Raw genomic sequence first — 13,803 nt, forward strand, 5'->3', positions numbered from 1 at the left:
GTGGGCTCGGAGATTTGCCTAGGAGCCAGTCCCCGTCCCGCCCGACGAAATCCCGGTCGGCGGCGACTGGCAGCGCGGCGGCGGTCCCGCGTCCGCGTGCGTGGATCCCGCCGACGGTTCGGCGGTCGCCTCGATCCACGCCGCCGACTCCGCCCAGGTCGACGCCGCTGCCCGCGCCGGCGCCGAAGCCGCCGCGGATCCGGCATGGCGAGACCTGCTGCCGCACCAGCGCGCCCGCCTGCTCACCCGCGTCGCCGACGCGATCGAGGCCCACGCCGAGCAGCTCGCCCTGCTGCAAACCCGCAACACCGGCAAGTCGCTCGGCGAAACGCGCGCGCTGGTCGCGAGCGCAAGCGGCACGTTCCGCTACTACGCGGCCGCGCTCGAAACCCTCGAAGGCGAACTCCCGCCGAGCCGCGGCGCTCACCTGACGATGAGCGTGCACGAACCGATCGGCGTCGTCGGCGCGATCACGCCGTGGAACTCGCCGATCGCCAGCGACGCCCAGAAAATCGCTCCCGCGCTGGCCGCCGGGAACGCCGTCCTGCTCAAACCGGCCGAGGCCACTCCCCTGGTTTCGCTGGCGCTGGCCCGCCTCGTCCACGACGCCGGCGTGCCGCCCGCGCTGCTGTCCGTCCTGCCCGGCCCCGGCTCGGTCGTCGGCGACGCCATTTCCCGCCACCCGCTGGTCGGCAAGCTCGCCTTCACCGGCGGCACCACCACCGGACGCGTGCTGGGCCGCATCGCCGCGGACCGGATCATCCCGGTCACCATGGAACTGGGCGGCAAGTCCCCGACGATCGTCTGCGAGGATGCCGACGTCGAGGAGACTGTCGCCGGAATCCTGTATGGAATCTTCTCGTCGACCGGACAGAGCTGCATCGCCGGTTCGCGGATCTTCCTGCCGCGCAAGCAGTACGACGAATGGGCCTCCCGCCTGATCGCCGCCGCTTCGGCCCTGCGACTCGGCCCCGGAGTCGATCCGGCTACCCAAGTCGGACCGATGGCGACCTTCGCGCACCGCGACAAGGTGGCCGCGATGGTCGACCGCGCCCGCGAAGAAGGCGCGGTCGTCCGCTGCGGCGGCCAAATCCCTTCTGACGAACGCTTGTCGCGCGGCGCTTACTACGAGCCCACCCTGCTGGACGGCCTCGCCCCGGACGCGAAGACGTGCCAGGAGGAAATCTTCGGCCCGGTCGGCGTCCTGCTGCCCTACGACGACGAGGAAGACCTTGTCGCCCAAGCCAATTCGACCGTTTACGGTCTGGCGTGCGGCATCTGGACCGCCGACTACCGCCGCGCGCTCCGCCTGGCGCGCCGCGTCGAGGCGGGAACGGTGTGGATCAACACGTACAAGCAGTTCAGCATCTCGACCCCGTTCAGCGGCACCAAGGAAAGCGGCCTCGGCACGGACAAGGGCCGCACCGCGATCCGCAGTTACCAGCGGCAGAAGAGCCTGTACCTGAGCCTGGCGGAAGAGCCGATTCCTTGGGCGCGAGGCTGATCCGGCAGCGGCGTCACCTCCGTTCCGGACGACCCGCGACCCCCGCGCTCAACCGCCCGGGCGCGGTTCCGCGCCCTTGATCCGTTCGACCAGCTCGTCGCGGTACTCCCGCGCCGCCGGAAACTCCGGTTCGTCGCCGGTCGCGCGCTTCAACGCGCCTTCCAGGATCTTCAGCCCCTGGCGTTCGTCGCCGTGCGCGTCCGCCTGCCTCGCGGCGTTCTCCATGGCTTTCGCGAGCTTGGTCGTCGCCTCGGGTTCCTTGGCGGCTTTGTTGATCCGGATCCAGTTGCCGCCTGGATCGACGACGGTGAACCCGGTGTAGCGGTCATTGCGCAGCCGCGGCCGGGTCATCCGCGGGATGCCGGAGACGAGCAGTTTTCCGTGCACGGAACGCATCCCTGCCGCGAAGGCCTCGAACAGCTCGCCGGTGTCCGCCACGATGACCAGGCACGTGCTGTATGACTGCGCCGGGTCGTAGCCGTCCATCCCGAAGAAGTGCAGATTGAGGTCTTCCCGCCGCACCGCGACGTGCGGGTTCGGCCGCGTCTGCCGATAGGCGATCTCGAAGCCGAGCATCTCGTAGAACGACGCGATCTCGTCGATGGACGGACAAGGCAGGAGCGGAATGGTCAATTCGTTCGCCATCGCCCGAACCTAAGCCCGGATCCGCCGAAACGACACGGAGCTATTTGCTCATGCGAACAGCGGAGCAGCCCCCGCTCCCGGCACGGTCGCGGCGAGCGAGGTCAGCGCACCCGGGTTCAGTCGCCGAACTCAGCCTGGTCCAGCGACCGCTCCAACCGCCCCAGCAATTTCGCCAGCTGCGCCCGTTCCGCCGCGGTCAGCCCGGCCAGCATCCGGTTTTCGTTGGGGAAATGCTCGTGCACCACCTTGTCCGTGGCCGCGAGCCCTTCCTCGGTGAGGCCGATGAACACGACGCGCCGGTCGTCCTCGTCGCGTTCGCGGCGGACGAGCCCGGCCTGCACCAGCTTGTCGACCCGCTGCGTGATGCCGCCGGTGGTGAGCAGGTTGGTGTCGGCGAGATCCCCCGCCGTGCGCCGGTAAGGCGCGCCGCCCCGGCGGAGCGCGGCGAGGATCCCGAAGTCCGCGACCGTGATCCCGTGCCGGGCGAACACGCGCGTCAACTGCCGCTGATACCGGTCGAACGAACGATGCAACCGCCCGAACACCGCCAGCGGCGACGTGTCGACGTCCGGCGTCTCCGCGCGCCACTGCGCGAGCATCTCGTCGACCTCGTCCGGTTCGGTCCGCTTCGGCATCCGGCACCCCCGTGAATAGCTTTGCCCTAAGAATAGCATCACTAAGATTTTCCGGAGAGCCGCGCGCGACGCTACGGTGACCGCATGGCAGTCAAGCGGATGGACAACGTCCTCATCGTCGTCGAGGACCTCGACGCGGTCATCGCGTTCTTCGTGGAACTGGGCTTGGAACTGGAGGGCAAGGGCCCGCTCGACTGGAGCGGCGCGGAACGGGTGATCGGCCTGAAAGACGTCAAGCAGGACGTCGCCATGCTGCGAGTCCCGGACGGTCCCGGCCGGATCGAGCTGGCGAAGTTCCACCAGCCGAAGGCCCGCGCCCCGGAGCCGTGGAACGCGCCGGCGAACACCCTGGGGATCCGCCGGATGATGTTCGCGGTCGACGACCTCGATGACACCCTCGCCCGCCTGCGCGCCCACGGAGCGGAGCTGGTCGACGAGGTGGTGCAGTACGAGAACGTCTACCTGCTGTGCTACGTCCGGGGGCCGGAGAACATCGTCGTCGGGCTCGCTCAGGAACTCGGCTGAGCGCGCGGCGGATTTACCGGACCCGAACACGCCTCGAACCGAACTCGCGGATCGCGGTTCGAGGCGTGCGGGGCATGCCGCGACGCGCTCGTCCGCTCCTCCTTGGCCAACTACCCCGTCACCGACTCCCTCTGCCGCACGACACGCGGCGGGCGACGGTCTCCTGCCACGGGGCGGCCGCCTGCCGGCACTGACCCCGCCAGGTCGGCCGAACCCCGTTCAAGACAGCGATTCGGCGATCTTCGTGCCGCACTCAGCGTCCGTCCGGAGAACACCCCTGCCGGAGCACGCGGAGGCACTCACTCCAGCAGCGCGAAGCCCGACTCGTAACGCGTCTTGCCGAGCGCCGCCAACACGATCTGGAGGAATCCCATCGCCTCGAGTTCCCTCGCGCGGGTGAGGGGGCCGACGTCGACCGCACGCATTCCCGCCGCCTCGATGAACGCCGCGACGGCCATCTTCGCGTCCGCGTAGTCGCCGGCGAACAGGACGGTCGTGCGCGTCGTGCCGTTCGTGCCGCTGACGAGCGTGTCTCCGAGATTGACGTTGAACGCCTTGACGACGGCCGTGCCCGCCGGCAGCAGCTTCGCGAGTTCGGCCGCGGTGGACGAATCGGGGGGCGAGACCAACCGGTCGTAGGTGGAGAAATCGATGGGGTTGCTGATGTCGACGACGATCTTTTCGCGGAACTGGCCCCGATAGCGCTCGACGATGCCCGGGTACGCCCCGTAGGGAACGGCGAGCACGACCAGGTCTCCGGTGAGCTTGTCGCCCATGACGCCGTAGTCGGGACCAGGACGGGCCGCGGACATGCTCTCCGCACTGCGTTTGATGATCTGGACGCCGGCGCCGGCCCGGGTCGCGACTTCCGCGATCGCGCCGCCCATTTTGCCGCTGCCGATGATGCTGATCGAGGTCATGCGACCGGAACCCCCTGAAATCGGTTGAGCGCCTGTTCGGCCACCTTCTGCGCGTCGTAGTCGAATACCGCGCTTCGCCGGAAGTCGCGCCCGACCCGGAGATCGGCGTCGCGCTTCTCGAGGTCCGCGAATTCGTACTGTGCGTCGAACATGGCACCGGCCCGGCGAGAGCCGTTCTGCAGGATCGCCGTGCGTTGCATGCGGACTGAGGCGTAGCGCCTGAACGCCTCGGGAATGTCGGCGACGCTGTCGGCCGCTGCGAGGAACGTGGCGAGCGCCATGCTGTCCTCGATCGCCTGGTTCACCCCTTGCCCTTGGTGCGGCAACATCGTGTGCGCCGCGTCGCCGAGCAGGGTGATCGGCCCTCGGGACCAGTTGGCGAGCGGTTCGTGGTCGAAGAGGCCCCACCAAAATGTGTGCTCGATGCGCCCGATGAACTCCTGGAGTTTCGGGTCCCAGTCCGCGCCCGCGAACTCGGCGGCGAGTTCGCCGACCGCCGCCGGGCCGGACCAGGCCCCGTCGAGCGGCCGGTCGCTCGGGATGCCGGCGACGAAGTTGAACAGCTTCCGCTGCTGCAGCGGATAGCACATGAAGTGCCTCCGGTTGCCCATCCACACCTGGCTGATCATGCGCCAGTCGCCGGGCAGGCGGGACGCGTCGACCACTCCGCGATAGACGATGTACCCGGAGTAGACCGGCTCGGGAAACTGGCCGACGGCTCCCCGCACCACCGAATGGATGCCGTCCGCTCCGATCACGGCATCGAACACGTCGTCCGCGCCGTTCTCGAACTCGACGCGAACGCCGGAACCCAGTGTCTCCACCGAAACCAGCCGGTGGCCGAGACGGATCGTCGCCGGATCGACCTCCTGCGCCAAGGCGTCGATCAGGTCCGGACGGTACATTCCGATGTTCTGGTACTGCTTGGCCGAGTCCTCCCATGCCGCGTCGGTCACCAGAGCGCCCATGGCGTTCTGGTAGACGCCGTGCCCGTCCGGGACCGCTCCGACCCGCCTGATCCGATCGAGCACGCCGAGTCTCTCGAGAACGCGCGAGGCGTTCGGCGCGACCGTGACCCCCGCGCCCACTTCGCCGAGCTTGCCTGCCTGCTCGAACACGGTGGCCTGGACTCCGGCGATCTTCCGCAGCGCGATCGCGGCCGTCAGCCCGCCCATCCCTCCGCCGACGATCGCGATTCGCGTGTCCTCACTTGCCACTGCTTCTCCTTGCCTGACTTCGCTTCTCCTTGACTGACTTGCGCGACACACGCGGCTCTCACCGGAGCCTGCGGCGAGGCGGTTCTGGCGGCCGGTGCGCACGACACGGAGGAGGAGCAGCAGGATCGGCACCGATGATCGTCGCGAAGGCGATTCGCCGTGGTGAGACGGAGTTGCCTGCGGCAACAGAGGAGCACACCGTTGTCCCCCAAAGTCCTTGCCAGCCCTCCGTTCGGAGGGATCGGGAAGCTGTTCCTCTTATAATGCGAGGCCTTCGTCTGCGTGTAAATCGTGGTAATGTGAGGATGTAATTCGATTGAACTGAAGAAGCGGGAAGGGTCAGCCATCTCCGAGGTGAGCCTGCGGCAACTCGAGCTGTTCGCGGCACTGCCGAACTTCCCCACGCTCAGCGCGGCCGCGGCGCACCTGCACATCTCGGAGTCCGCGCTGTCCCAGGCCGTGTCGAGCCTGGAGAGCGCCGTGGGCGAGCAGCTGTGCGTGCGGCGCAAGGCCAGAGGGCTCACCCTCACTCCGACCGGTCAGGATTTCGCCAGACGGGCTCGTCAGATCGTGGCCGACACGCACGAACTCGTTCTGAGCGCCGGGCGTGAACAGGAACTGAGGGGTCCGGTGCGGCTCGGCTGCTACTCGAGCTTCGCCGCGAACGTGGTGCCGGAGCTTCTCGAGGGCTTCCCCAAGAGGCATCCCGGCGTGAGCATCGGGATCACGGTGGGCACCAACGAAGAGCTGCTCTCCGCTCTCGAGGCAGGGCGTCTCGATGTGGCCCTCGTGTACGACGTGTCACTGCCGACCGGATGCCGCCGCCGCAGGATCTATGCGACAGAACTCGAGGCGCACCTGTCTCCCGGGCATCCGCTCGCGGCGGCCGAAACAGTGGACCTGGCGGATCTCGCCGACGAGCCCTACATCCAGTACGACGCGACCCCGGGCGTCCGCAATGTGGCGGACGCGTTCACCGCGCGCGGTCTGGAGCCCAAGATCGCAGCCAGGGTCTCCCAGATCGGCCTCGTCGAGGCACTGGTGGGCCGCGGACTCGGGTACGGGCTGCTGATGTCCCGGCCTCATGCGCTCCCCATGAGCATCGAGGGGCGACCTGTCGTCATCCGGCCTCTCGACCCCCCTGTCACGGTTTCCCACGTAGTGGGGATCTGGCCGGCGGACATGAAGCTCACTCCGCGCGCCTCCGCCCTTCTCGACTTCGCGGCGGAGCGGCTCGGCGAGCACGGGCTCGCCGACGCGATCCCGGCTCGGACCGCACCCGAGGACACGGCCGCGTCCGTACCGGAGCGTTAGGAATTCCTCGGTGTCCCGCCTTCCGTTCGCCGCCGGGGTCGCCGCGTTTGCCGCCCCCCTGACCGCACTGGGCTTCCCTCCGGCCGGACTCGCTGCGGCCGGGCGAGCCCAGTCGCACGCGGAGCGTGCAGAGCAATCGCGGCGCACCCCGCGCGGATGACCTCGACCGCTCCCTCCAGGCACAATCCACCTGCGGGAAGGTACCCAAAACGGGAGTATCGCCCGGCTGCGATTGCGCACCCCGGACATGCGGAAGCGGTGCCGCTCTCGGCGAACGGCCCCGCTTCCAGTCGTCAGTAACCCAGCACTTTCGAAGCCACGTCAGCGACCAGCCCTTGGCCCTTGGTGCTCGGGTGGAAGTAATCCACAGTGGACACATCGCCCGGGTCGAACCGAGCGGCGAAACCGGCACCTCCGCCGTACTGGCAATGGGTGTACTCGGCGCACACCGCGGCGAGCTTGGCATTGTCATCGACGATCCGCTGCCGGAAAGCGTTCCGGCGTTGCTGGTCGGCCGGAGCGGTCGAGGCCGCATTCGCCAGCAGCGCGTCGCATTCGGACCGTGCGGCGCTGCGCATCATCTTCCGTGAGCTGGAACCGTTTCCCGATCTGCTGGAGCAAATGTGGCACGGCGTGCTCGGCTCGGTTTACAAGGTCGCGACGGAATGGATCGCGTCCGGCCCGTCCCGCGCCTCCGCCCTCGGTCGCCGTACTCGTGCCGCCTGCGAGCCTGAAACGAGCGTTCGTGCTCTCGATGGTGATCGGGGTGCCCACAGTGCCAGTGCTTTACGGCATCCTCGTCGTGTTCGCGGCGTACTCGATGCGTGCTGGATACCGAGGCGCCCGGGTCTTTCTGACTGTGCTGTGGGCACCGTCGCTCATCTCGCCGATCACCATACCGCTGATGATGATTGCCTCCGGAACGTACTCGGTGCTCTTCCTGCTTGCACTCGGCATAGGCGCGATCCCGTGCGCTGCCGTCTTTCTCATGTGGCAGCCGGAAGTCACCGAGGCGACCAGTAACGCAGACGCGACCCTCCGAGGAGATCGTCGAGGCGATCCGCACGCTAACCGGCGTTCCGGTCATCGCCAGCGGCACGCCTGCCACCGCACGGCGCACGAGGTCGCGCCGCGCGGTGGCATCCGGCCGGCCGCGCCGCGGAGAAAAGGCGTTCAGCGAATGGTTTTCGCCGCGGCGATGTATCGGCTCGACTCGGGCAGGAACGACAGCACGACACCGACGACGCCGCACACCGCGCTGATGTAGCCGAGGATCGTGCCCTGCCCGAACAGCAGGGAGACGACCTGCAGTGCGGTCAGCACCGTCAGCACGATCCGGGCCCAGTTGCGGCCCGCGCGCAGTTTGAACGCGAACAGCAGATGCAGCAACGCGACCACGAGGGCGATCACCGCGCCGATCGCGATGCCGAACGTCGCCGCCTGGTCGATCTGCGCGTCGGTGAGACGGGTGCCGTTCTGCCCGTTCGCGCTGCGCATCGCGTCGACCAGCGAATCTCTGGAGAAGAACAGCAACACCCCGCCGACGACGCCGACCAGTGTCGCGGCGACGAATGCCCAGAAAGCACCGGTGATCGTTCCGGGCCGATCCGGGACTCCGGCGGACTCCGCGGGCCGGTCGGCGGACGAGGAAGGGTAAGCAGGCATATCAGTCATGCGACGAAGTTGGCACAGCGCGGGCGGCGGCGCACAACGGAACGCGAATTTTTGTCCGCAAATTACGGGGTTGAACAAATTCTTCGTACTCGCGCACAATTCTGGTTTAGCCGCCAGGATCAACGGGTATCCATATTCGTTCGGACCAATGGGATAATGCCCGCTTTCGCCGGAGGGAATATCTCCGCGGACCTTACCCCGCGATGGCGCGGCACCTCGGGAGCGCCCGACGACAGCCGCACCCACCGCTGCTCCGCAAGCACCCGCACTCTGGGACCCGTCGGGCGATCGGGGCTTGACCTCCAGCCTGTTATCGCTAACATTGCCATGCTCAAGCCCGCGAGCCCAACGAGGAGGTGCGGGGATGCCCGCCGACGGGTCTTCAGCCAAACGCCAGCCCGGGCTGGCCGAAGTGGCGGCGATGGCAGGCGTTTCGCACATGACGGTCTCCCGCGTCGTGAACGACACCGGGCCCGTCCGCGCGGAGACGCGGGCCCGGGTGCTGGCCGCGGTGGACCAGTTGGGGTATCGGCCCAACTCGGCGGCCAGGACGTTGGCGACCGGGAGGTCGAGCATTCTCGGCGTGGTGGCGCTGGAGTCCAATTTGTACGGTCCGGCGAGCACGCTGTACGGGATCGAGCACGCCGCGCGCGAGGAGGGGTACGGCGTCACGATCTCCAGTGTCAGCCGTCCGCGCCGGTCGTCGTTCGCGGAGGCGGTCGACAATCTGCGGCGGCAGGCGGTCGGCGGGATCGTGGTGATCGCGCCGCACGTCGCGGCCGGCGAAGCGTTGCGACAGGTGCCCGACGACATTCCGATGGTCGCGGTCGGCGGCGGCGAATCAGCTCCGGTGCCGGTGCTCTCGGTCGACCAGTACGACGGGGCCCGCCGGGTGACCGAGCACCTGCTGTCGCTCGGGCACGAGACGGTGTGGCACGTCGCCGGGCCGGAGGACTGGCTGGAATCGCTGGAGCGGGAACGCGGCTGGCGCGAAGCGCTCGAACGGCGCGGCGCGCGGGTGCCGCCCTCGCTGCGCGGGGACTGGAGCCCTCGTTCCGGCTACGACGCGGGCCGCCGACTGGTCGCTGAAGGGCAGGCGGACGCGGTGTTCGTCGCGAACGACCAGATGGCGCTGGGGGTGCTGCGCGCGTTCGCCGAAGCGGGCATCGCGGTGCCGGGCCAGGTGCGAGTGGCCGGTTTCGACGACGTTCCGGAGGCGGCCTACTTCAGCCCGCCGCTCACCACCGTCCGACAGGATTTCATCGAGGTCGGACGGCGGACGTTCCGGTTGCTCGTCGAGCGCATGGACGGCGGCGATCCCGGCGTCCGCCACCTCGTCGCACCCGATCTGATCGTCCGGGACAGCACCGGGCCTCGGTAAGCAGCACCCCCAAGGCCGCACCCAAGCACCGCACCATCGAAATGTTAGCGCTAACAGCGCCAGCGACACCCCGTCGCACGGCGCGGAACCCGGAAGGAAATCCCTCCAGTGCCAGCAGATTCCCTCGTCGTCGGCATCGACTTCGGCACGCTGTCCGGGCGCGCGGTGGTGGTCCGGGTGCGCGACGGCGCCGAGTTGGGCACCGCCGTGACCAGCTACCGGCACGGGGTCGTCGACGACCGGCTTCCGGCCACGGCGGAAGAGTTGCCGCCGGGCTGGGCGCTGCAGGTTCCCTCGGACTACGTCGACGTGCTGCGCACCGCCGTGCCCGCCGCGCTGGCCGAAGCGGGCGTCGACCCGCAGGACGTGATCGGGATCGGCACGGATTTCACCGCCTGCACGATGGTCCCGACCACCGACGACGGCACTCCGCTGTCCGAACTGCCCGAGTTCACCGGCAACCCGCACGCGTACGTGAAGCTCTGGCGGCACCACGCCGCGCAACCGCAGGCCGATCGCATCAACGCCGTCGCCCGCGAGCGTGCCGAGTCGTGGCTGCCGCGGTACGGGGGCCTGATCTCGTCCGAATGGGAGTTCGCCAAGGCACTGCAGATGTTCGAGGAAGCCCCCGAGGTCTACCGGGCCATGCGGCATTGGGTCGAGGCGGCGGACTGGATCGTCTGGCAGCTGACCGGGACCTACGTCCGCAATGCCTGCACAGCCGGGTACAAGGGGATCTACCAGGACAGCCGCTACCCGGACCGCGGTTTCCTCAAGAGCCTCAACCCCGGGTTCGAGTCCTTTGTGGACGACAAACTCGACCATCCGATCGGACAGCTGGGCTCGCTCGCCGGGAAGCTCAGCGCGGAGGCCGCGGCCTGGACCGGGCTGCCCGCCGGGATCGCGGTCGCGGTCGGCAACGTCGACGCACACGTCACCGCTCCGGCCGCGCAGGCGGTCGAGCCGGGCCAGATGGTCGCGATCATGGGCACCTCGACCTGCCACGTGATGAACGGCGCCGACCTTCGCGAAGTCCCGGGCATGTGCGGAGTCGACGACGGCGGCATCGTCCCCGGGCTCTGGGGCTATGAAGCGGGCCAGAGCGGGGTGGGCGACATCTTCGGCTGGTTCGTCGACCACTGCGTCCCGGCGTCCTATTCGGACGCTGCGCGAACGGAAGGGCTCCACGAATTCCTGACCCGGCTCGCCGCTCAACAGGAGGTCGGCGAGCACGGCCTCGTCGCGCTCGACTGGCACAGCGGCAACCGGTCGGTGCTGGTCGACCACGAGCTGTCCGGCGTGCTCGTCGGCCAGACCTTGCGCACCCGGCCCGAGCACGTCTACCGGGCGCTGCTGGAGGCCACCGCGTTCGGCACCCGGAAGATCATCGAGACGTTCGAGGCCGCCGGAGTTCCGGTCACCGAGCTGATGATCGCGGGCGGGCTGACGAAGAATTCGTTGCTGATGCAGATCTACGCCGACGTCACCGGCCTCCCGCTCTCGGTGATCGGCTCGGCGCAAGGACCCGCGCTCGGCTCGGCAATCCACGCCGCGGTCGCCGCCGGCGCCTACCCCGACGTACGCGTTGCCGCGGCGGCGATGGGTTCGGTGCAGCGGATGGCGTACCAGCCGGTGCTGGCGAACGTGGCCGCTTACGAAGAGCTGTACGCGGAATACACCGCACTGCACGACTACTTCGGCCGCGGCGGCAACGACGTCATGCACCGTCTCGCCACGCGTCGCCGTGAACTCGCCACTGTCGCGAAAGGACAGAACTGATGACCCTGACCACCGAGGCGCGCGGAACCATCGCCGAACTCAGGGAATCCGTCGCGCAGCTGCACAACGAACTCACCCGCAACGAACTGGTCGTCTGGACCGCAGGCAACATCTCGGCACGCGTCCCCGGCGAAGACCTCATGGTGATCAAGCCGTCCGGCGTCTCCTACGACGACCTGACCGCCGACACCATGGTCGTCACCGATCTGCACGGCAACCTCGTGCACGGCGAACTCGCGCCCTCGTCCGACACCGCCGCGCACGCCTACGTTTACCGGCACCTGCCGGAGATCGGCGGCGTCGTGCACACGCATTCGACCTACGCCACCGCGTGGGCCGCGCGCGGCGAGGCGATTCCGTGCGTGCTCACGATGATCGCCGACGAGTTCGGCGGCGAGATCCCGGTCGGTCCGTTCGCCTTGATCGGCGACGACTCGATCGGCCGCGGCATCGTGGAAACTCTCAGTGCGACCCGCTCCCCCGCCGTCCTGATGCGCAACCACGGGCCGTTCACCGTCGGCGCCACCGCCCGCGACGCGGTCAAGGCCGCGGTGATGGTCGAGGACGTGGCCCGCACTGTCCACATCGCACACCAGCTCGGCACTCCCGCGCCGCTGTCCGGAACCGACGTCGACCGGCTGCACGCGCGCTACCAGAACGTCTACGGGCAGCGTTGAAACCCGTGTCCCAGCAAGGAGAAAAGATGATTTCCGCGACCAAGCCGCAGGTGTGGTTCCTCACCGGCAGCCAGGCGCTCTACGGCGAGGACACCCTCGAACAGGTCGCCGGGCAGTCGCTGCGGATCCGGCAGCTGCTGGCCGCTTCCGGCGACCTGCCGTGCGAACTGGTCGGGAAACCGGTGCTGACCGAATCCGCCGGGATCAAGCAGGTGCTGCAGGAGGCCAACGCCGACTTAGCCTGCGTCGGCGTGCTGGCGTGGATGCACACGTTCAGCCCGGCGAAGATGTGGATCAGCGGCCTGGACGCCCTGCGCAAACCGTTGCTGCACTTGCACACTCAGCTCGACGCGACGCTGCCGTGGGCCAGTCTCGACATGGACTACATGAACCTCAACCAGGCCGCGCACGGCGACCGGGAGTTCGGCTTCGTCCAGACCCGGCTCGGGATTCCGCGCAAGACCGTCGCCGGGCACGCGGCCGACCCGGCAGTGGTCGCCCGGATCGACGCGTGGGCGCGCGCGGCGATCGGCGCGGCACATCTGCGGACACTGAAACTGGCCCGGTTCGGCGACAACATGCGCGACGTCGCGGTCACCGAAGGCGACAAGGTCGAGGCTGAACTGCGGTTCGGCGTCTCGGTCAACACCTACGGGGTCACCGAACTCGCCGAGCGGGTCGACGCGTCGTCCGACGTGGACGTCGACGGCCTGGTCGCGCAGTACGCGGACGAGTACGCGCTCGCCCCGGAACTGGCGCGCGACGGCGAACGGCACGAATCGCTGCGGTATGCCGCGCGGATCGAACTCGGCTTGCGGTCTTTCCTCGCCGACGGCGGATTCGGCGCGTTCACCACGAACTTCGAGGATCTCGGCGGACTTCGCCAGCTTCCGGGACTGGCGGTGCAGCGGCTGATGGCCGACGGCTACGGCTTCGGCGGCGAGGGCGACTGGAAGACGTCCGCGCTGCTGGCCGCGGTGAAAGCGATGGGCCGCGACTCGGACCGCGGAACGTCCTTTATGGAGGATTACACTTACCATTTTGGCCCGGGCGAACCGAAAATCCTCGGCGCGCACATGCTCGAGGTCTGCCCCAGCATCGCCGCGGCCACGCCGTCGTGCGAGATCCACCCGCTCGGCATCGGCGGCCGCGAGGATCCGGTGCGGCTGGTCTTCGACGCCGCGCCCGGCCGGGGCGCCGTGGTGGGCCTAGTCGACCTCGGCGACCGGTTCCGGTTGGTGGCCAACGAGATCGAGGTCGTCCGGCCCGACGAGCCGCTGCCCAACCTGCCAGTGGCCCGCGCCGTGTGGAAGCCCGCGCCGTCGCTCACTGCCTCCGCGGAATCGTGGATCACCGCGGGCGGACCGCACCACACCGTGCTCACCCAGGCGGTCGGCACTGAGACCGTGCGGGATTTCGCCCGCATGCTCGACGTCGAACTGCTCCTCATCGACGAGAACACCACCACGGCGGACTTCGCCGACCGCATCCGCTGGAACCAGGCCTACCACCGGCTCGCCCAGGGTTTCTGA

The 13,803-nt window shown here is 68.7% G+C and carries 14 protein-coding genes; 8 read left to right on the forward strand and 6 right to left on the reverse strand.

Annotated elements, in window-relative coordinates:
* Positions 1-100: 100 nt before the first annotated feature.
* Positions 101-1,504, forward strand: coding sequence for an aldehyde dehydrogenase family protein (locus tag D0D37_RS25585; protein ID WP_244223675.1), 1,404 nt, complete (start codon positions 101-103; stop codon positions 1,502-1,504).
* A 48-nt stretch (positions 1,505-1,552) separates the two neighbouring features.
* Here the strand turns inward: D0D37_RS25585 and D0D37_RS25590 are convergent, their stop codons facing one another.
* Together D0D37_RS25590 and D0D37_RS25595 are read right to left on the reverse strand one after the other, a co-directional pair.
* Positions 1,553-2,149 (reverse strand): VOC family protein, encoded by a 597-nt coding sequence (locus D0D37_RS25590; RefSeq protein WP_116203114.1) that lies wholly within the window; start codon positions 2,147-2,149, stop codon positions 1,553-1,555.
* Positions 2,150-2,265: 116 nt separating this feature from the next.
* Complete coding sequence (locus D0D37_RS25595) at positions 2,266-2,784, reverse strand: MarR family winged helix-turn-helix transcriptional regulator (RefSeq protein ID WP_116203116.1); 519 nt, start codon at positions 2,782-2,784, stop codon at positions 2,266-2,268.
* Between the two features lie 84 nt (positions 2,785-2,868).
* Between D0D37_RS25595 and D0D37_RS25600 the strand changes: the two genes are divergently transcribed.
* Positions 2,869-3,309, forward strand: a complete 441-nt coding sequence (locus tag D0D37_RS25600; protein ID WP_116203118.1) for a VOC family protein — start codon at positions 2,869-2,871, stop codon at positions 3,307-3,309.
* 299 nt (positions 3,310-3,608) lie between these two features.
* Here the strand turns inward: D0D37_RS25600 and D0D37_RS25605 are convergent, their stop codons facing one another.
* Together D0D37_RS25605 and D0D37_RS25610 are read right to left on the reverse strand one after the other, a co-directional pair.
* The gene (locus D0D37_RS25605; RefSeq protein WP_116203120.1) at positions 3,609-4,229 is read right to left on the reverse strand and encodes an NADPH-dependent F420 reductase; all 621 of its coding nucleotides are present in this window, start codon (positions 4,227-4,229) and stop codon (positions 3,609-3,611) included.
* The gene (locus D0D37_RS25610) at positions 4,226-5,446 is read right to left on the reverse strand and encodes an FAD-dependent monooxygenase (RefSeq protein WP_116203122.1); all 1,221 of its coding nucleotides are present in this window, start codon (positions 5,444-5,446) and stop codon (positions 4,226-4,228) included. Before D0D37_RS25610 ends, D0D37_RS25605 begins: the two co-directional genes overlap by 4 nt.
* Positions 5,447-5,800: 354 nt before the next feature.
* Here D0D37_RS25610 and D0D37_RS25615 point away from each other — a divergent pair, with 354 nt between their 5' ends.
* The gene (locus D0D37_RS25615) at positions 5,801-6,760 is read left to right on the forward strand and encodes a LysR family transcriptional regulator (RefSeq protein WP_208720148.1); all 960 of its coding nucleotides are present in this window, start codon (positions 5,801-5,803) and stop codon (positions 6,758-6,760) included.
* A gap of 293 nt (positions 6,761-7,053) precedes the next feature.
* Here the strand turns inward: D0D37_RS25615 and D0D37_RS25620 are convergent, their stop codons facing one another.
* Positions 7,054-7,338 (reverse strand): hypothetical protein, encoded by a 285-nt coding sequence (locus D0D37_RS25620; RefSeq protein WP_116203125.1) that lies wholly within the window; start codon positions 7,336-7,338, stop codon positions 7,054-7,056.
* 167 nt (positions 7,339-7,505) lie between these two features.
* Between D0D37_RS25620 and D0D37_RS46835 the strand changes: the two genes are divergently transcribed.
* The gene (locus D0D37_RS46835; RefSeq protein WP_162834469.1) at positions 7,506-8,027 is read left to right on the forward strand and encodes a hypothetical protein; all 522 of its coding nucleotides are present in this window, start codon (positions 7,506-7,508) and stop codon (positions 8,025-8,027) included.
* Here the strand turns inward: D0D37_RS46835 and D0D37_RS25625 are convergent.
* Positions 7,934-8,434, reverse strand: a complete 501-nt coding sequence (locus D0D37_RS25625) for a hypothetical protein (RefSeq protein ID WP_116203127.1) — start codon at positions 8,432-8,434, stop codon at positions 7,934-7,936. The genes D0D37_RS46835 and D0D37_RS25625 overlap by 94 nt on opposite strands.
* 364 nt (positions 8,435-8,798) lie before the next feature.
* On the opposite strand from D0D37_RS25625, the gene D0D37_RS25630 reads away from it, so the two are divergent.
* The 4 genes from D0D37_RS25630 to araA all read left to right on the forward strand — a co-directional run bounded on the left by D0D37_RS25630 (position 8,799) and on the right by araA (position 13,803).
* Positions 8,799-9,815, forward strand: a complete 1,017-nt coding sequence (locus D0D37_RS25630) for a LacI family DNA-binding transcriptional regulator (protein WP_116203128.1) — start codon at positions 8,799-8,801, stop codon at positions 9,813-9,815.
* 108 nt (positions 9,816-9,923) lie between these two features.
* Positions 9,924-11,594 (forward strand): ribulokinase, encoded by a 1,671-nt coding sequence (gene araB / locus D0D37_RS25635; RefSeq protein WP_116203129.1) that lies wholly within the window; start codon positions 9,924-9,926, stop codon positions 11,592-11,594.
* Complete coding sequence (locus D0D37_RS25640) at positions 11,594-12,271, forward strand: L-ribulose-5-phosphate 4-epimerase (protein ID WP_116203130.1); 678 nt, start codon at positions 11,594-11,596, stop codon at positions 12,269-12,271. Before araB ends, D0D37_RS25640 begins: the two co-directional genes overlap by 1 nt.
* 26 nt (positions 12,272-12,297) lie before the next feature.
* Positions 12,298-13,803 carry an L-arabinose isomerase gene (gene araA / locus D0D37_RS25645; RefSeq protein WP_116203131.1) on the forward strand — a complete coding sequence of 502 codons (1,506 nt, stop codon included), beginning with the start codon at positions 12,298-12,300 and terminating at the stop codon, positions 13,801-13,803.

The sequence above is a fragment of the Amycolatopsis circi genome, assembly GCF_003385235.1.
GTDB classification, from domain to species: domain Bacteria; phylum Actinomycetota; class Actinomycetes; order Mycobacteriales; family Pseudonocardiaceae; genus Amycolatopsis; species Amycolatopsis circi.